Source organism: Ruminococcus sp. AF31-8BH (genome assembly GCF_003460605.1).
Lineage (GTDB): Bacteria > Bacillota > Clostridia > Lachnospirales > Lachnospiraceae > Blautia_A > Blautia_A acetigignens.
This window is the reverse complement of sequence record NZ_QTVN01000003.1, coordinates 328-17,795: the sequence shown is the minus strand read 5'-3', so window position 1 is coordinate 17,795 and position 17,468 is coordinate 328. Positions and strand designations below refer to the sequence as shown.

General features: G+C 43.6%; 16 protein-coding genes, 2 pseudogenes and 1 other annotated feature. Of the genes and pseudogenes, 15 read left to right on the top strand and 3 right to left on the bottom strand.

Annotated elements, in window-relative coordinates; all coding sequences use genetic code 11:
• The first annotated feature begins 30 nt into the window (after nt 1–30).
• The 7 genes from purB to thrS all read left to right on the top strand — a co-directional run bounded on the left by purB (nt 31) and on the right by thrS (nt 9,182).
• Nucleotides 31–1,464, top strand: a complete 1,434-nt coding sequence (gene purB / locus DWZ38_RS04440; RefSeq protein ID WP_117850454.1) for an adenylosuccinate lyase — start codon at nt 31–33, stop codon at nt 1,462–1,464.
• A 58-nt stretch (nt 1,465–1,522) separates the two neighbouring features.
• Complete coding sequence (locus tag DWZ38_RS04435) at nt 1,523–2,803, top strand: adenylosuccinate synthase (protein ID WP_117850451.1); 1,281 nt, start codon at nt 1,523–1,525, stop codon at nt 2,801–2,803.
• A 149-nt stretch (nt 2,804–2,952) separates the two neighbouring features.
• On the top strand, nt 2,953–3,774 hold the full coding sequence (locus DWZ38_RS04430) for an HAD family phosphatase (RefSeq protein ID WP_117850449.1): 822 nt from the start codon (nt 2,953–2,955) through the stop codon (nt 3,772–3,774).
• A 36-nt stretch (nt 3,775–3,810) separates the two neighbouring features.
• Nucleotides 3,811–4,737 carry a membrane dipeptidase gene (locus DWZ38_RS04425; RefSeq protein WP_021924646.1) on the top strand — a complete coding sequence of 309 codons (927 nt, stop codon included), beginning with the start codon at nt 3,811–3,813 and terminating at the stop codon, nt 4,735–4,737.
• A gap of 497 nt (nt 4,738–5,234) precedes the next feature.
• On the top strand, nt 5,235–5,750 hold the full coding sequence (locus tag DWZ38_RS04420; protein ID WP_021924645.1) for an SEC-C metal-binding domain-containing protein: 516 nt from the start codon (nt 5,235–5,237) through the stop codon (nt 5,748–5,750).
• 120 nt (nt 5,751–5,870) lie between these two features.
• On the top strand, nt 5,871–6,617 hold the full coding sequence (locus tag DWZ38_RS04415) for a YdcF family protein (protein ID WP_147342978.1): 747 nt from the start codon (nt 5,871–5,873) through the stop codon (nt 6,615–6,617).
• 296 nt (nt 6,618–6,913) lie between these two features.
• Nucleotides 6,914–7,121, top strand: a binding site (T-box leader).
• 123 nt (nt 7,122–7,244) lie between these two features.
• Entirely contained in the window at nt 7,245–9,182 is a 1,938-nt protein-coding gene (gene thrS / locus DWZ38_RS04410) for a threonine--tRNA ligase (protein WP_347518951.1), read from the top strand.
• A gap of 96 nt (nt 9,183–9,278) precedes the next feature.
• Here the strand turns inward: thrS and DWZ38_RS04405 are convergent, their stop codons facing one another.
• The gene (locus DWZ38_RS04405) at nt 9,279–10,148 is read right to left on the bottom strand and encodes a shikimate dehydrogenase (RefSeq protein WP_117850441.1); all 870 of its coding nucleotides are present in this window, start codon (nt 10,146–10,148) and stop codon (nt 9,279–9,281) included.
• Between the two features lie 67 nt (nt 10,149–10,215).
• Here DWZ38_RS04405 and aroD point away from each other — a divergent pair, with 67 nt between their 5' ends.
• The 4 genes from aroD to DWZ38_RS04385 all read left to right on the top strand — a co-directional run bounded on the left by aroD (nt 10,216) and on the right by DWZ38_RS04385 (nt 13,394).
• Nucleotides 10,216–10,986 carry a type I 3-dehydroquinate dehydratase gene (aroD, locus tag DWZ38_RS04400; RefSeq protein WP_021924719.1) on the top strand — a complete coding sequence of 257 codons (771 nt, stop codon included), beginning with the start codon at nt 10,216–10,218 and terminating at the stop codon, nt 10,984–10,986.
• 212 nt (nt 10,987–11,198) lie between these two features.
• Nucleotides 11,199–12,044 carry a sigma-E processing peptidase SpoIIGA gene (locus DWZ38_RS04395; protein ID WP_021924720.1) on the top strand — a complete coding sequence of 282 codons (846 nt, stop codon included), beginning with the start codon at nt 11,199–11,201 and terminating at the stop codon, nt 12,042–12,044.
• A gap of 60 nt (nt 12,045–12,104) precedes the next feature.
• A complete protein-coding gene (gene sigE, locus DWZ38_RS04390) occupies nt 12,105–12,791 on the top strand; it encodes an RNA polymerase sporulation sigma factor SigE (protein ID WP_347518948.1) in 687 nt (228 codons plus the stop codon).
• A gap of 171 nt (nt 12,792–12,962) precedes the next feature.
• On the top strand, nt 12,963–13,394 hold the full coding sequence (locus tag DWZ38_RS04385) for a hypothetical protein (RefSeq protein ID WP_021924722.1): 432 nt from the start codon (nt 12,963–12,965) through the stop codon (nt 13,392–13,394).
• A gap of 124 nt (nt 13,395–13,518) precedes the next feature.
• On the opposite strand, the gene DWZ38_RS04380 is transcribed toward DWZ38_RS04385, so the two are convergent.
• Nucleotides 13,519–13,761, bottom strand: a complete 243-nt coding sequence (locus DWZ38_RS04380; protein ID WP_021924723.1) for a helix-turn-helix transcriptional regulator — start codon at nt 13,759–13,761, stop codon at nt 13,519–13,521.
• 209 nt (nt 13,762–13,970) lie between these two features.
• Here DWZ38_RS04380 and DWZ38_RS04375 point away from each other — a divergent pair, with 209 nt between their 5' ends.
• Genes DWZ38_RS04375 through DWZ38_RS04365 form a run of 3 tightly spaced genes read left to right on the top strand, consistent with a single transcriptional unit; the run spans nt 13,971 to nt 16,025 of the window.
• Nucleotides 13,971–15,116, top strand: a complete 1,146-nt coding sequence (locus tag DWZ38_RS04375; protein ID WP_117850438.1) for a hypothetical protein — start codon at nt 13,971–13,973, stop codon at nt 15,114–15,116.
• 47 nt (nt 15,117–15,163) lie between these two features.
• The gene (locus tag DWZ38_RS04370) at nt 15,164–15,676 is read left to right on the top strand and encodes a hypothetical protein (protein ID WP_021924725.1); all 513 of its coding nucleotides are present in this window, start codon (nt 15,164–15,166) and stop codon (nt 15,674–15,676) included.
• Between the two features lie 58 nt (nt 15,677–15,734).
• Nucleotides 15,735–16,025, top strand: coding sequence for a DUF2085 domain-containing protein (locus DWZ38_RS04365; RefSeq protein ID WP_243000153.1), 291 nt, complete (start codon nt 15,735–15,737; stop codon nt 16,023–16,025).
• Nucleotides 16,026–16,115: 90 nt separating this feature from the next.
• Here DWZ38_RS04365 and DWZ38_RS04360 read toward each other — a convergent pair.
• Nucleotides 16,116–16,862, bottom strand: a pseudogene (locus DWZ38_RS04360) (DUF6783 domain-containing protein); the annotation flags it as partial.
• Here DWZ38_RS04360 and DWZ38_RS23295 point away from each other — a divergent pair.
• Nucleotides 16,839–17,096: pseudogene (locus DWZ38_RS23295) on the top strand (DUF6783 domain-containing protein); the annotation flags it as partial. The pseudogenes DWZ38_RS04360 and DWZ38_RS23295 overlap by 24 nt on opposite strands.
• Nucleotides 17,097–17,468: the final 372 nt, after the last annotated feature.

Here is a 17,468-nt window from a genome sequence, read left to right as displayed (position 1 = left end):
AATATTTACTTAGAAACAGGAGAAAAAAGAATGAGTACAGACAGATATACAAGCCCTTTGTCTGAGCGTTACGCCAGCAGGGAAATGCAGTACATTTTTTCACAGGATATGAAATTCCGCACCTGGAGAAAACTCTGGATCGCTCTGGCAGAGACTGAGAAAGAGCTTGGACTGAACATTACCCAGGAACAGATTGATGAACTGAAGGCTCATGCAGATGATATCAACTATGATGTTGCCAGAGCACGTGAGAAAGAAGTGCGTCATGATGTTATGTCCCATGTATATGCTTACGGTGTGCAGTGTCCGAAAGCAAAGGGAATTATCCATCTGGGAGCCACATCCTGTTATGTAGGAGATAATACAGATATCATCGTTATGACAGAAGCACTGAAGCTGGTTCAGAAGAAGCTGGTGAATGTAATTGCAGAGCTTTCAAGATTTGCTGACAAATATAAAGATCAGCCAACACTTGCATTTACACATTTCCAGCCGGCACAGCCAACTACAGTGGGTAAACGTGCTACACTGTGGACACAGGAATTTATGATGGATCTTGAAGATCTTGAGTATGTTCTTGATACCATTAAGCTTCTTGGCTCCAAGGGTACTACCGGTACACAGGCAAGCTTTCTTGAGCTGTTTGACGGAGATCAGGAGACCATTGACAAGATTGATCCTATGATCGCTGCGAAGATGGGCTTTAAGGAATGCTATCCGGTATCCGGACAGACCTATTCCCGCAAGGTTGACACTCGTGTTGTGAATGTGCTTGCAGGAATTGCAGCAAGTGCGCACAAGATGTCCAACGATATTCGTCTTCTTCAGCATCTGAAAGAGGTTGAAGAGCCATTTGAGAAATCCCAGATCGGATCTTCTGCTATGGCATATAAGAGAAACCCCATGAGAAGTGAGCGTATAGCTTCTCTTTCCAGATATGTAATGGTAGATGCCTTGAATCCGGCCATCACCTCTGCTACCCAGTGGTTTGAGAGAACTCTGGATGATTCTGCCAACAAGCGTCTTTCTGTTCCGGAAGGCTTCCTTGCAATTGACGGAATCCTGGATCTGTGTCTGAATGTTGTAGATGGTCTTGTAGTCTATCCGAAGGTTATTGAAAAACATATGATGGCTGAGCTGCCTTTTATGGCAACTGAGAATATCATGATGGATGCAGTAAAAGCCGGCGGAGACCGTCAGGAGCTTCATGAGCGTATTCGTGAGCTTTCTATGGAAGCCGGAAAGAACGTAAAGGTAGAGGGTAAAGATAACAACCTTCTTGAGCTGATCGCAGCAGATCCTGCATTTAACCTGACCTTAGAAGAGCTTCAGAAGACCATGGATCCGAAGAAATATGTAGGTCGTGCGAAAGAGCAGACTGAGACCTTCGTTTCCAAAATTGTGAAGCCTGTTCTGGATGCACATAAGGAAATGCTTGGAATGACAGCAGAAATTAATGTCTGATAAACAGAATTTTTATAGTAATAAATCAATTCGATCAAACACAGGAGGAATTTGAGTTATGATCAAAGCAGTAGTTGGAGCAAACTGGGGAGATGAAGGTAAAGGAAAAATTACCGACATGCTCGCTGAGAAGGCTGATATTATCGTTCGTTTCCAGGGCGGTGCAAATGCAGGACATACTATCGTAAATGATTATGGTAAGTTCGCACTTCACACTCTGCCGTCAGGTGTATTCTACGGACACACCACAAGCGTTATCGGCAACGGTGTTGCTCTTAATATCCCTGTATTTTTCAAGGAATACAATGAAGTTGTAAGCAAAGGTGTACCGGCACCGAAGATCCTGATCTCTGACAGAGCACAGATGGTTATGCCATATCATATTCTGTTCGATCAGTATGAGGAGGAGCGTCTGGGCGGCAAGTCTTTCGGTTCCACCAAATCCGGTATCGCACCTTTCTATTCTGATAAATATGCGAAGATCGGCTTCCAGGTAAACGAGCTCTTTGATGATGAACGTCTGAAAGAGAAGCTGGCAAGCGTTTGCGAGACAAAGAATATTCTTCTTGAGCATTTATATCACAAACCGCTCCTTAACGTAGATGAGCTTTTTGCAGAGCTGATGGAATACAAGAAGATGGTTGAGCCATATGTATGCGATGTTTCCCTGTACCTGAACAATGCATTAAAAGAGGGCAAGGAGATCCTTCTTGAGGGACAGCTTGGAACTCTGAAGGACCCGGATCACGGAATTTATCCGATGGTTACTTCTTCCTCCACACTTGCTGCTTACGGTGCAATCGGAGCAGGTGTTCCTCCATATGAGATCCAGAAGATTATCGTTGTAAGCAAGGCTTATTCCAGTGCTGTAGGTGCCGGCGCATTCGTTTCCGAGATTTTCGGCGAAGAGGCTGATGAGCTTAGAAGACGCGGCGGTGACGGCGGAGAGTTCGGCGCTACCACAGGACGTCCGAGACGTATGGGATGGTATGACTGCGTTGCTTCCAAATATGGCTGCCGTCTTCAGGGTGCTACTGATGTGGCATTTACGGTACTTGACGTACTTGGATACCTGGATGAGATTCCGGTTTGCGTAGCTTATGATATCGACGGAGAAATCACCACTGAGTTCCCGACCACAGCTAAGCTTGAGAAAGCAAAACCTGTGATCGAGAAGCTTCCAGGCTGGAAATGCGATATCCGCGGAATCAAGAATTATGAGGATCTTCCGGAGAACTGCAGAAAATACATCGAGTTCATTGAGGAGAAGATTGGATATCCGATCACCATGGTTTCCAACGGACCGGGAAGAAACGATATCATCTACAGAAATAAATAATTGGAAGAAAGCGGAATGGAATTTCCGCCTGACCTTGAGGGATAACACTGCGCCGGAGGATTTTCTCCGGCGCAAGCTGTATCTGGATGATTTTCCTTTGAACAGGTCAGAGCTTATTTCAGAGAAAAAATAAATACAGGTGTTAATAAATGAAGAATTTTAAACGAATAGCAGCCATTCTTGGAGTGGTAATTTTGCTGGCAGTGTGCTGTCTGCCCATGATCTTTGCGTTTGGAAGCGGGGAGAATTCCCAGGGGAATTTTAAGGCAGCAGTGGGCAGCGTCATTCTGGTGCCAGTGCTGGCTTATATATTTTTGATGGTTTACAAGCTTCTGAAAAAAGAGGATAAGGAGGCAGAGGGCGAAGTGAAAAATATTATTTTTGATGTGGGACAGGTTCTGGTTTCCTATGAGTGGGAAGATTATCTGAAAAGCTTCCATTTCCTGGAAGAAGAGGAGAAGCTGATCGCAGAGGCTGTGTTTAAAAGCCAGACCTGGAATGAGCGTGACCGGGGACTTTTCCCGGAGGAAGAGTACCTGAAGCAGTTTATTGCCGCACTTCCGGCTGAGTATGAGGAGGATGTGAAGCGGGTTCTTAGAGAATCTGAGAAAACGATCCAGATTAAGGATTACGCTGAGACCTGGACCAGCTATCTGAAGAGCCAGGGCTATCATCTGTATATTCTGTCAAATTACAGTCAGTTTATGCTGGATCACACCAGAGCGAATAAAATGCCTTTCCTGAAAAATATGGACGGTGTTATTTTTTCCTGTGAGGTAAAGGAAATCAAGCCGGAACCCCAGATTTACAGGACCCTTCTTACAAGATTCAGTCTGAAGCCAGAGGAAAGCGTGTTCTTGGATGACCGCCCGGAGAACTGTGAGGCCGCAAGAGCGCTTGGCATTCACGCCATTGAATTCCATAATCTGAAGCAGGCTGCGAAGGAACTTGAGAAGCTTGGGGTGAAGTAGAACCATACAAATATAAGGGCAAGGGATGTTTCGAAGATGAATTATTTTGACTGCCATGCAGATACACTTACGGAGATTATTTCAGGAGAAACCCTGGATCAGAATTCCGGGGATCTTGACTTAAACCGGCTGGGGGATTTTGTGGAAAATTACACCCAGATTTTTGCAGTGTGGAAGGATGCACAGAATTTAAATAAAGAGGATCCTGACAGGGACTTTCTGCAGCTGTATCACCGTGCAATTGCATATCTTGAGGAAGAAAACCGGAAAATCCTGCTGTGCAAAAGCGGTGAGGACATGAAAAAGGCGCATAGCATGAGAAAAGCAGCTGCCTTTTTATCCATAGAGGACATTTCCCTTATGGGAAAATACGTGGAAAATGTGAGAGAGATGGGCTTTCGCTTTGCTATGCTGACCTGGAATTATGAGAATAAATATGGATGCGGAGCCGCCTTTGACCAGGAGAAGGGTCTGACATCTGAGGGAAAAGAACTGGTGAAAACTCTTCTTTCCCAGAATCTGGTAATGGATGTTTCCCACCTGTCCGATCAGGGTGTGGAAGACCTGTTTGGGCTGACAGACAGACCCATCATTGCGTCCCACTCAAATGTAAGAGAAGTGAGGGACAGACCGCGAAATATAAAGAAAGAACATTTGAAGGAACTGATTCGCAGAAAGGGAATCATTGGAATGAATTTCTTTTCCAATTTTGTGGGAGAAGAGCCCAAGGTGGAGGACCTGCTTCGCCATATGGATCAGGTTCTGGAAATGGGAGGAGAGGACTGCCTTGCCATTGGCAGTGATTTCGACGGCTGCTCCGGAAGATTCCCGGAAGGAATTAAGGGCGTTCAATCTGTTCCAGACCTGCGCAGAGCCCTTCTTGCCCATGGCTTTGGTGAGAGCCTGGTGGAGAAGATTTTCCATGAAAATGCATACCGGTTTGTTTTGGAAAATGTAAAATAGAAGAACAAAATGTAAGCGCCCCGGATTCTGAGAGTACGTCAGAACCCGGGGCGTTTCGGGGAGGATATAAGTTGATCTATATTACTGTTCACTGGTACTGTTCCGCGAGGTGTTTTGTGTGAACAAAGTTCACACAAAACCCGAGAATTAAGTTTGCGCAGCAAACGCTGCTTCTTGTGCATTGCACAAGAAGGTTCGTCTTTCTGTGCATTGCAAAGCGTGTTGCTGGGCACAGAGTGAACAGTAACAATCTCATTTGTCTTTTGTACTGCCATATCATTGAAGGGGGTTCAATGAATTTGCTGTTCATCACTGAACACTCATAGTATGGGCTTTCTTCTCTTTTTTTATACATATGTCACAGAAAAACAGGTAAAATTTTATGAAAACCTTAGAAGAAAAAATAGGATTTGTTTTTTTGATAAAAAGATGTTATAATAAAATTCAGCTGTAAAACGGCATAATTACGAAATTTTTGTTGAAAAGAGGAATAAGAAATGAGCGATAAGACCATTTTAGAGCAGTGGCGTGCCATTGCCTATGACCAGCAGGCAGACCGTAATAAACTCCAGCAGTTCTGGGCAAGATATTTTGCTATTGAGAAGAACATTTATGCACAGCTTCTTGAGAATCCGGACGAAGTCGTTACCGGTACAGTAAAAGAGCTGGCTGAGAAATATAATCAGGAAGTTCTTACCATGGTTGGTTTCCTTGATGGAATCAACGACAGCCTGAAGATCCAGAACCCGATCGAGACTATGGATGAGAACACTACCGTAAGCCTTTGCTTCGACAAAGAGCTTCTTTACAAGAACATGGTAGACGCTAAGGCTGACTGGCTTTACAATCTTCCGCAGTGGGACAAGATCTTCACACCTGAGAAGCGTAAAGAGCTTTATCTTGAGCAGAAGAAATCCGGTACTGTTGTGAAAGCACACAAGATTGGACGTAACGATCCGTGTCCATGCGGAAGCGGAAAGAAATATAAATTCTGCTGCGGTAGAAACAAATAATCATAGTGCATAATGGACCGGAAGCCAGATGAGCTTTTGGTCTTGGGGAACGGATTGCAAGGGTGGCATAGCTGTCCTGCAATCCGTTTTGTGTATCTAACAGGAAAGTGAGAATAGAATTTGAGTTTACTATGTTTTTGTGCAGGCAGTATCTGTCTGGCCTATTACCTGTTGATTGTGGTTTATGCGGGGATTACCGCTGATTTCGCCTGGATCTGGTTGGTACTGGCGGCAATTTTGGAAGGCGGCGCAGTTTTGATCCGCTATGGAAAAAATCATCCCGGATTTTTCCCAGGATGGGTGAAATATGCAGTATCAGCAGTGGTGCTGCTGGGAATCGTGTGCTTTGCAGCACTTTGCAGCCTTGTGGTTTCCGGTATGAAAACATCAGCCCGGAAAAATCTGGATTATGTGGTAGTGCTTGGCGCCCATGTAAAAGGGGATGTACCGTCCAAGGCACTGGAGCTTCGCCTGAAGGCAGCACTGAAATATGCCAGGGAGAATGAGGACACGATCCTGGTTCTTTCCGGCGGACAGGGCTTCGGGGAAGATATTACAGAGGCGAAATGCATGGAGAATTACCTCACAGCCCATGGGATTTCCAGGGAGCGGCTGGTGCTGGAAGAGAAATCCACCAACACAAAGGAGAATCTGAAATTTTCGGATGCGCTTACAGGCTGCAGCCAGAAAAATACGGGAATCCTGTCCAATAATTTTCATGTGTACCGTGCGGTGAAAATAGCAGAAAAAGCAGGATATGAACATCCTTATGGAATAGCAGCCCCATCAGACCCAATCATGCAGGTTCATTATGTGGTGCGGGAAGCAGCGGCTCTTATAAAGGCGAAAATTTATGGGAATATTTAAAAGAGAAATGATCATACTGCTTGTTAGGCATTTATGAATTCATTCATGCCTGCGTACAGGACTTTCATTGTTACTGTTCATAGGTAATATTCCGCGAGGTGTTTTTTGTGAACAAAGTTCACAGAAAACCCGAGGTTTGCGGCGCGAAATCATGCAAAGCATGATTTCTGTGCATCGCGAAGCGTGTTACTGGGCACGGAGTGAACAGTAACCTTTCATTGCAAATTTTTCTTCTCTTTGTTTTTGTAGTTATTGACAAACCCAGAACCCAAGGCTATAATGAGGCATAGTGATAAGAAAACACGTTGACGAGAAGAGTAAACTGTGGAATGTTTCAGAGAGAGGCAGGCAGCTGGAAATGCCTTATCAGGAAGCAGTTGAAAACTACCTCTGAGTGACCCTAATCCGGTCCGGTGATTCCGTTACCATCAAATAAGTGGCCTGGTTTACAGATACGTATGCTATGGCAAGCAGGGTGGAACCGCGAGTATACTCGTCCCTTACAGTGTGAGAGCATTGTAAGGGGCTTTTTTATTTCGTCCCTGCAAAGGCAAACGTTACCATACGTTTTTTGTATCAGACAGTTTCCTGCCAGATACAGTTTCAGAAAAAGAAAAGGAGACACGAATCATGATTATCACATTAAAAGACGGTTCTAAGAAAGAATACGCAGAAGCAAAATCCGTTATCGACATTGCATCTGACATCAGCGAGGGCCTTGCAAGAGTAGCCTGTGCAGGTGAAGTTGACGGAGAGGTCGTTGACCTGAGACATGTAGTTGACAAAGACTGCGAGTTAAGCATTCTTACATTTGAGGATGAAGGCGGCAAGGGAGCTTTCCGTCACACCACATCCCACATTATGGCACAGGCTATCAAGAGACTGTACCCGGATGTAAAGCTTGCAATCGGACCATCTATTGCAGACGGATTTTATTATGATATTGACAGCGAGAACCCGATCACCACAGAGGATCTTGCAAAGATCGAAGCTGAGATGAAGAAGGTAGTGAAGGAAGCACTTCCGATCACCCGCTTCACCAAATCCAGAGAAGAAGCAATCGCATTTTTCAAAGAGAAAGATGAGCCATACAAGGTAGAGCTTATCGAAGATCTTCCAGAGGATGCTGAGATCAGCTTCTATCAGCAGGGCGAGTTCGTTGACCTTTGTGCAGGACCTCACCTGATGACAACCAAACCAGTAAAGGCATTCAAGCTTACCAGCATTGCAGGTGCTTACTGGAGAGGAAGCGAGAAGAACAAAATGCTTACCAGAATCTACGGAACTTCCTTCACAAAGAAAGCAGATCTGGAAGAGTACATCAACCGTATGGAAGAAGCTAAGAAGCGTGACCACAGAAAGCTTGGCAAAGAGCTTGGACTGTTCATGATGAGCGACGAGGGTCCTGGATTCCCGTTCTTCCTTCCAAAGGGAATGGTTCTTAAGAACACACTTCTTGACTACTGGAGAGAGATTCACCAGAAAGCAGGATATGTTGAGATTTCCACACCAATCATTCTGGCTCGTCATCTTTGGGAGACTTCCGGACATTGGGATCACTATAAAGAAAATATGTACACAACTGTTATTGATGAGCAGGATTTTGCAATTAAGCCAATGAACTGTCCAGGCGGTATTCTTGTATATCAGTCTGAGCCACGTTCTTACCGTGATCTGCCGCTTCGTATGGGTGAGCTTGGTCTGGTACATCGTCATGAGAAATCCGGTCAGCTTCACGGACTGATGCGTGTACGCTGCTTCACACAGGATGATGCCCATATTTTCATGATGCCGGAGCAGATCCGTGAGGAGATCAAAGGCGTTGCAAAGCTGATCGACGAAGTATATCAGCTGTTTGGATTCAAATATCATGTAGAGCTTTCCACACGTCCTGAGGATTCCATGGGAAGCGATGAGGACTGGGAGATGGCTACAGACGCTCTTCGCGGAGCTCTTGACGACCTTGGTCTTGACTATGTGGTAAATGAAGGAGACGGAGCATTCTACGGACCGAAGATCGACTTCCATCTTGAGGACTCCATCGGAAGAACCTGGCAGTGCGGTACCATTCAGCTTGACTTCCAGCTTCCGCTTCGCTTTAACTGCGAGTACATTGGAGCTGACGGAGAGAAACATCGTCCGATCATGATCCACCGTGTAGCATTCGGTTCTATCGAGCGTTTCATCGGTATCCTGATCGAGCATTTTGCAGGTGCTTTCCCAACATGGCTTGCTCCTGTTCAGGTTAAGGTGCTTCCGATTTCTGACAAATATATGGACTATGCAAACAAGGTTCTGGATGATTTGAAAGAGTCTGGCATCCGTGCTGAGATTGATACCCGTGCTGAGAAGATCGGCTACAAGATCCGTGAGGCAAGACTTCAGAAGATTCCTTACATGCTGGTTGTTGGTGCGAAGGAAGAGGAAGAGGGCAAGGTTTCTGTAAGAAGCCGTTTCCTTGGAGATGAAGGTGCAAAGGATCTTCAGGAGTTCATCACTTCCATCAAAGCTGAGATCAAGAGCAGAGAGAACCGCAAGGTAGAGGTTCAGGAAGAGAAGAAATAATCTATGTAAAAAATAACAGGCGCTGCTGTAAAAAGCGGCGCCTGTTTTCTTAAAATGTGAATTTTGTTATGAAACAGAGTACTATCAGGAGAAAAATCAATCAGCGAAGAAATTTGCCTTAATTTCCTTCACTGGCATTTCTTTCCCGGTCCATAAGCGGAAAGCCTCTGCACCCTGATAAAGAAGCATATACATACCGTTAAAGGTACGGCAGCCAGCCTCTCTGGCTTCCTTGAGGAAACGGGTTTCCCGGGGATTGTAGATGACGTCGGATACGATCAGGTCCGGGTGATAGAGGGAAGTATCTTCAATAATCGTTCCCTCAGTGTTTGGGGCCATGCCTACGGAAGTTGCATTGAGGAGCAGGGCACTTTCAGAAATGGCCTGGGCAAGGGCTGCCGTATCCTTATTTTCGTGAAGGACTGCCTTGCAGGGAAGAGTGGAGTTGATATTTTCTGCAAGCTTCTGGGTGCGATCCCAGAAACGGCTGGTTTCCCGGGCAAAAATGTGGATTTTTTCCACGCCGTCAAGAGCAGCCTGTGCACAGATGGCAGTAGCAGCACCGCCGGCACCCATGATCGTGATGGTTTTGCCTGTGATGTCATAGCCGGCATCTTTGACTGCCTGCATATAGCCAACACCGTCTGTGTTGTATCCGGTAAGATGTCCGTCATCATTGACAACGGTATTCACTGCACCGATCAGTCTGGCTGCCGGGGAAAGCTCGTCCAGAAGCTCTACAATCTTGTTCTTGTTCGGCATGGTAAGATTAAAACCGCGGATGCCGCAGGCCTTCAGACCATCGACAGCTGCCGGAAGAGTCTCTTCATTTACCTCAAAGCATAAATAGGTGTAGTCAAGGTCAAGAAGCTGGAATGCTTCGTTATGCATAAGGGGAGAAATACTGTGCGCTACCGGGCTTCCAAGAAGTGCGGTAAGACGGGTATGGCCGGTAATTGGAATCATAAGGAACCTCCTGAAATTTTATAAACTTACTTCTTATCTTATTCTAATAGAAAGGAGATGTCAAGAAATGACAAAACCTATTCAGATCAAGAATCTGACCATTGGGGCAGGAATCCCCAAAATCTGTGTTCCTCTTACGGGAACCACAGAAGAAAAAATCTGCCAGGAAGCCAAGGATGCGAAAAAAGCCGGAGCAGACCTGGTGGAGTGGCGTGCGGACTTCTTCGAGGGCCTGATGGACAAAGAAGCCTGTAAGCAGGTGCTTGGAAAGCTTTCGGAAATCCTTGGAGAGACTCCGCTTCTTTTTACTATCCGCACAAGCGAGGAAGGCGGAAATATTGCCATCTCCATGGAAGATTACAGCGCATGTTGCCGAAACGCTGCCAGAAGCCACATAGCAGACCTTGTGGATGTGGAAGTGATGGGAAATCCAGAAGAGAAGAAAAAACTGGTGGCAGAGCTTCAAAGGGAAGGTGTCAAAATCATTGCTTCTTCCCACGATTTTGACAAAACAGACAGTCAGGAAATCCTTCTGGACCGTTTCCGTGAAATGGAAAAATCCGGAGCTGATATTCTGAAAATGGCGGTAATGCCCCACGGTTTTGAGGATGTGGCAGCCATTATGGAAGCAACCAATGCCATGAGAAAAGAGTGCGAAAAGCCGCTGGTATCCATGGCAATGGGAAGCATTGGCTCTATCAGCCGTATTTCCGGGGAAAACTTCGGCTCCGGAATTACCTTTGGAACGGTAGGAGCAGCTTCTGCACCGGGACAGTTCCCTATTGGAGAGCTGCGAAGTCTTCTGGAAGCGCTGCACCAGAAGAATCTGGAGGCATAATCCGAAAATTGTTCTTTGTGCGAGTATTTTCGGCTTTACTATGCATCTCTCGAATGACTTCGAAAAAAGAAAATTGACAGATCGCGCTGTCGATTAGGGGCGAGAAATTCTCAGGATTTCCCGTCCCTTTTTGACAAAATCTGCGCCCCCTGTGACCGTATAATGGGTTCACTTACCAAAGTGAAGGATTGACGGCCACAGGGGGCTTTTTTATGTATTATGACGTATACATAGACATCGTCTTTCTGACGAATCTTTTTATGGATTATATTCTTCTTCGCATTGTTGGCAAACTGTTTCTGCGAAAAAGAAGCCGCAGAAGGATCTTGCTGGCGGCAGCCGTCGGCGCCCTTTTTTCCTGCCTCATTCTTTATGTACCATCGGATGGGCTGTTTCCGGCAAAGGTGCTTCTTCATGGAGGCTGTGCCTGGATCATGCTGGTTCTGGGACTGGGGCTTAAGCCGGGAGGAATGCTGGCGAAGGCACTGGTGACTTTTTACCTGATGGCATTTCTCATGGGCGGCCTTATGGAGGCGGCGCCAGTGAAGAATGCCGCGCCGCTTCGGTTTCTGGTTGTGGCAGCAGGGGCCTACATGGGACTTAGCGCATTGATCTATGTCAGCGATTCTTTTCGTGCCAGGTGGAAAAACATCTATCCGGTTACCCTGTCCTATCAGGGAAATGTACAGCAGTTTTTCGGGTTCTGGGATACGGGGAACCTTCTTGTGGATCCGATAAACGGAGATGGGGTTTTTATTGTGAAACCTGAGGTTTTGGAGGCAATGCTGCCTGAAGAGAAAAGAGACAGGCTGATGCACCTGCAGGAGGATCCAGGGGAGCTGGAAGGTACGAAGCTTACTGATCTGCATCCGCATTTTCTACCCTACAAAACAGTGGGAAAGGAAGGCGTGATGCTGGCGGTGGTGTTGGATGACCTTTGTATTCACACTCCCGGGGAGGTGATTCATGCAGTGAATCCGGTGCTTGCGCTGGCGGTGGAACCCTCTGCTTTGGGAAAAGAGTACCAGGTACTGTTAAATTCCAGAATATTGCATTAGGAGGGGGACTCGTCTATGAACCGATCAGCAGCAAGTGCAACTTATTATCCGTTTCAGGTGATGCCAAGATTCCTGTTTGGCAGGCAGGGAGATGTTTATTATATTGGCGGAAGCGACATTCTGCCGCCGCCGCTTGAGAGCCAGAGAGAAGCCAGGATCCTGGAGAAGCTGGGGACACCAGAGGAAAAGGAAGCCAAATCACTTCTTATTGAGCACAATCTTCGGCTTGTGGTGTATATTGCGAAGAAATTTGACAACACAGGGGTGAGTGTGGAGGACTTGATTTCTATTGGAACCATCGGACTGATTAAGGCAATCAATACCTTTAATCCGGTGAAAAATATTAAGCTTGCTACGTATGCATCCCGGTGCATCGAGAATGAAATCCTGATGTACCTTCGCCGGAACAGCAAGACGAAAATGGAGGTTTCCATAGACGAGCCTTTGAATGTGGACTGGGATGGAAATGAGCTTTTGCTGTCGGACATTTTGGGAACAGATGATGATGAGATTTCCCGCCGTCTGGAGGATGAGGTGGAGATTCGTCTTCTTGGAAAAGCCATTTCCAAGCTTTCACCAAGGGAGCAGACCATTATCAAGCTGCGGTTCGGCCTTGGCAGACACGAAGGCCGAGAGAAAACCCAGAAAGAGGTAGCGGATCTGCTTGGAATTTCGCAGTCTTATATTTCGCGGCTGGAGAAGCGGATTATGAAGAGGCTGAAGAAGGAGATTGTGAAGTATGAGTGAAAGTAAATGAGGTAAGCTGAATTTATCTGAAAGTATTGAAAATAAGGGGGAAATTTATCTGGAAATTTTAGAAACAATTTTGCATATAAAATAGAAATGCGGGGCATTCTGTTATAAAGGTAAGGAACAGTTTTACATGAAAGAACCCTTTTAAACGGAGGAGAATTGCCTATGAATGCAAATGCAGAATTTCTAAATTACGTATACCAGAATTCCCAGATGGGAGTAGATACCTTAGAACAGCTTCTGGACATCACAGAAGATGAGAAGCTTCAGGCTTATCTGAAAAAGCAGCTGGAAGGCTACTGCAAATTCCACAGCGAAGCCCGCGACCTGCTGAACCGGAACGGATACGATGAAAAAGGCCTTGGCACCTTCGAAAAAATCCGCACCTACCTGATGGTGAATCTTCAGACCATGGCCGACGCATCCACCTCCCACATCGCCAAAATGCTGATCCAGGGCAGCAGCATGGGAATCACCGAAGCCGTGAAAAAACTTCATCAGTATGAAAACGATGTGGAGAAAGATATTAAAAAGCTGATGGAACGGCTCCAGGAGTTTGAGGAGGAGAATGTGGAGAAACTGAAGGAGTTTCTGTAGGCGGAGGAGCGCAGCGACTACAGAAAATGCTTTGATACAATAAAAAAGAAAGAGTGCAAAAATAATAAGTTCGCAAAAATTTTCTCGTTATTACACGAAAATGTAATTGGAAAATTTTGCGAACTTATTGTTCTTTTCTGGGAGAATCTTCAGGTAAGACAATTTTTGTGTTGGTAAATCCAAGAATATAGTCAGCAGAAACGTTATAGTATCTGCATAAAGCAACCAGATAGCGGATTGGCATTTCATTCGCACCACGTTCGTATCGTGCATACATCGTTTGTGAAGTGCCTAAATAATCAGCAATCTGAGTCTGGGTTTTATCGGCATCCTCGCGTAAATCGCGAATACGTTGTCTGTAATTCAAGTAAATCCTCCTGAAAACATTGAAAAAATAAGATTTCATTTTAGTTTTTGTATAAACCTAAAAAATATGATTCAGAAATAAAATTTATATAATTTTAGCATAGGAAGATTCTTTTATATTGAAATTAGTAAATAAATGTACTAAAATAAGAAATAGTAAATAAATTTACTAAAACCACAAACTCTGGTTTTTTAAGAATGGAGAATGTTATGGAATATATAATTATTTTACCGATTACATTTGAAGTAATTATTGGTGTTTTGATGCTTCTGTTAGGTGCAGGCTATACATTTGTGGCAAATATTACCGATATGATAAGGGGGATATCCTGGGTATCATTTTTTCTATGGACTTTTTTTCAGGCAGGGAGAGAAATCGTTTATGCTTTTAGAGAAAGGCGGTTTATATGGATTTTATATGGTATTAAGTATTTGTTTTTCGGAGCGTTTTTTTCATATTTTCCATATGCATTATGTCTTGTCTTTTTTGACAATGCAGAAAAAGTAAATTGTATCAGTGTTATGATATCTCTTGCTATTTTGATCATAATGTGTGCAGTGGATAATTGGTTGATGAAAGAATGGGCAGGTGTTGGTGCGTTTATTACTGCACTTATCATACAGTTTGTGGTCATGATCGTTCCACAGGTATATGCGTATAATGTTTGGGCAGCAGAAATTTTGGAAACTCCTGTGGAAGAAAGCATTACATATAAATTAGATAGAGAAAGTTTTCCGATTGTAGAAGCAGGGTGTAGATATAAGTATAAATATGGTGTTGCAGTATCGTACTTTCCCCTGTCACTATCTATGACGGGCTATAAACTGAAAAAATTTCATAAGGGAGAGGTGGTATATTCTATTGGAAACCAATCGGATTTTGGAAAAGTCGGATGGTTAAAAAGCGGAAAATTCCGTTATGAAGATTGTCCATTGGTTTGCAATGCTGATCGGTCTGTGGTTGGTTATATACCTATAAGTCATTTTGAAGGATATGCAGATAAAGAATTGCTTGAGTCAGTAAAAGAAGATGCGCTTGGACAATCTTTTGAGATTTATAACTTACATAAAAATAAGAATGGCTCTTCAAGAGAGATACAGACACATATAACTTTTCTTGATGCTTCTACTCTTTATCTTAAAGAAAGTAAGTTCACACCAGTGTGTAAGGAGAACAGTGATGGAATGGTTTTTGAGGATTGGGAAGAAGAGAGTATGATTCAGGAAGCATATTATTCCTATGAATTTACCAAAACTAAAAAGGAAGAGGTGATTTTAAGTTTTAACAATGGTAAATACAATGTGGAAATTAATTATAATAACAATACGATTTCGAGCATCCATGCAATAGATTAGGCAGTGAAAGCACTGCCTATGGGCGCTTTGGGAGGAAAGGCAGAAAAATGAACGAATTTAATAACAGGAAACAACAAAATGGAGAAACAAAAAGATTAAAATGTCCATCTTGTAACAGTACTAATTTACAATATGTGACCGAAACAGAAACAAAAGTAGAAACTTCAGGAGGATATTCAGGCTCTAAAGGATTCCTGGGCTATCTTTTCTTAGGACCATTTGGACTGCTTTGCGGAAATTGCGGAAAATCCCAGAAAACAACGGTTACAGATGAACATAAGCATTTCTGGGTGTGCTCTGATTGTGGCTGTAAATTTCCTGCACTTGAAGATCTTGAACTGGAAATACAAAAGAAGAAAAATGCTTTAAAAGGAGTCAGATCAATATTTGTTTGCTGCTTAATTCTTGTTATTATGGGAATTTTGATAGATTATTCTTTGCTTAAAATTATGGGAATAGGATGTGCAATTTTTACTGTAATATTAGTTCCTCTGCTTAAGAGAGAAATAAAAACAAAGGAATCAGAATATGCAGAACTTGAACAAAAAGTTAAAATGTAAGCTCCTGCTTTTACATAGATACTTTATGCATATAGGAAAATACTCCGGATGTCATCAGATGCCAGAAAGAAGTTTTTTTATAAATGGGATGCAATTTCCATTATGTGCACGCTGCACAGGGATTTTAGCAGGATATTTAGTTGGAGTTCTTTTATTTGTGCTGAAAATATTTGTACCTATAGAATTATGTTTATGTTTTGGCTTGGTTATGCTGGGGGATTGGTATATGCAGTATATTGATGTTCTGCCGTCAACTAATATACGCAGGTTTATAACTGGTACATTATGCGGCATAGGGTATCTGCAGATTTTAATTAAAATATTTTATATGGTAGCGAAAATGGTATAATTTTATATTTTTAATGAAAGGTATATTTATAAAACCTTCTGTTGCTGAGACGAGTAACAGAAGGTTTTTTTATGGAATGCTGATAAGTGGTTATAGGGGGGAGTGTTTGGGATTTTGGTTTAGGTACTCATTTAAATAGGCCTGTGCTTTCTCCTCGGAAAGATGAAATTGGGAAATCAGCTTTTGAATAATGAGGGCAGAGGAAGCGTTAAATTCCATACAGGTTTCAATCGTAGTGCGGATACCTATTTCAATTGCTTCTTCATATGCCTCTTCCCGAAGCATGCGCATCGTTTTCTCTTCATCATATTCGTAAATACTCATAGCTTTTGCCTCCGCTCGATTTTTTAATAGAAAATCCCGCAGAATATTTTCCTGGATACATTCGGTGATGGCTTTTTCAACAGCGTCAGATAATGGCATCTGGGCAGAGTAGGTTCGGATGCGTGATACATATTCGGAATAATCACGAAGGGTGTGACAAGCATCCATCAGTTCCTGATTATGTCCCTTGTTTATATTTAACATGACAGCTTTCAGCTCCAGTGCAGGATGATCTGCAGTAGGATGGAATAAATCAGAAAGCAGGTATTCCGTTCTGTCAGGCTGTTGTTCTCTTCCATTGTAAAAAATAATAAAAGAAGGCAATGGAATCTGTATTGCTTTAGTACCATACAGGTTCATATCTTTTGTATAAGCAGAATAAATATCTGCTATGTACATAAGAAAACGCAGGGGCAGATTAGAGCGTGTTTGAAAAATCATTCCCGCAATCTGCACGCCCCACTTTGCGGTATATTTTGCCCGAATTCAGTTGCCGTAGCCCGCTACGGCGCCCTCATCCGGACAAAATCTCCCGCAAATTGTGACGCACATCTTGCAGAAAGCCTTTTTCAAACACGCTCTAGGATTAACCGTGGATTGCTGCTCATAAAGTGCCAGACGCATATCAATGATAAAGGAAAGATCATTCGCCATTGTCATATAGATTGCGTTCTCAAGTGTGGTAATGGTGAGCAGTGCGGGATTGTCATAATGGGTTCCGTTAATTGCATTGTAAAGGTTCAGTAATTCTTTCTTGTCATTAAAAATCATCTTGTTCAATCTGTCTTTGTATAAGCGATTAGCAGACAATGTGGTAGTATCCATAGAAGACCTCCTTTTAATAAAAATGGCGGAAGATCTCCTGGATAATCCGATTGCATTCCTATCAGAAACCTTCCTGCTGTTATATGGGAAAAGCATGAGATTTCTGAAGCGGCAGAACGCCGGAGATATCGAAAATGATATCAAATAGACTTACTGAAATGAAATACTTTCTTATAGTATAGTATAAACAAGGAAAAGATGCAAGGAAAATCGTCTGACATAATTCGACAAATAACCTGCACAAAAAAATCTGTAATTTTTTGTAAAAAGTGCTTGACTTCTCCTTGCGGCAGT

Excerpts from the sequence above, each read along its gene's own strand:
- DWZ38_RS04430 (WP_117850449.1), top strand. The coding sequence starts at position 2,953 with ATGAAGAATTTTAAACGAATAGCAGCCATTCTTGGAGTGGTAATTTTG.
- DWZ38_RS04435 (WP_117850451.1), top strand. The coding sequence starts at position 1,523 with ATGATCAAAGCAGTAGTTGGAGCAAACTGGGGAGATGAAGGTAAAGGA.
- DWZ38_RS04395 (WP_021924720.1), top strand. The coding sequence starts at position 11,199 with ATGTATTATGACGTATACATAGACATCGTCTTTCTGACGAATCTTTTT.
- DWZ38_RS04370 (WP_021924725.1), top strand. The coding sequence starts at position 15,164 with ATGAACGAATTTAATAACAGGAAACAACAAAATGGAGAAACAAAAAGA.
- DWZ38_RS04385 (WP_021924722.1), top strand. The coding sequence starts at position 12,963 with ATGAATGCAAATGCAGAATTTCTAAATTACGTATACCAGAATTCCCAG.
- DWZ38_RS04375 (WP_117850438.1), top strand. The coding sequence starts at position 13,971 with ATGGAATATATAATTATTTTACCGATTACATTTGAAGTAATTATTGGT.
- aroD (WP_021924719.1), top strand. The coding sequence starts at position 10,216 with ATGACAAAACCTATTCAGATCAAGAATCTGACCATTGGGGCAGGAATC.
- DWZ38_RS04405 (WP_117850441.1), bottom strand. The coding sequence starts at position 10,148 with ATGATTCCAATTACCGGCCATACCCGTCTTACCGCACTTCTTGGAAGC.
- DWZ38_RS04365 (WP_243000153.1), top strand. The coding sequence starts at position 15,735 with ATGCCAGAAAGAAGTTTTTTTATAAATGGGATGCAATTTCCATTATGT.
- purB (WP_117850454.1), top strand. The coding sequence starts at position 31 with ATGAGTACAGACAGATATACAAGCCCTTTGTCTGAGCGTTACGCCAGC.
- sigE (WP_347518948.1), top strand. The coding sequence starts at position 12,105 with ATGCCAAGATTCCTGTTTGGCAGGCAGGGAGATGTTTATTATATTGGC.
- DWZ38_RS04420 (WP_021924645.1), top strand. The coding sequence starts at position 5,235 with ATGAGCGATAAGACCATTTTAGAGCAGTGGCGTGCCATTGCCTATGAC.
- DWZ38_RS04425 (WP_021924646.1), top strand. The coding sequence starts at position 3,811 with ATGAATTATTTTGACTGCCATGCAGATACACTTACGGAGATTATTTCA.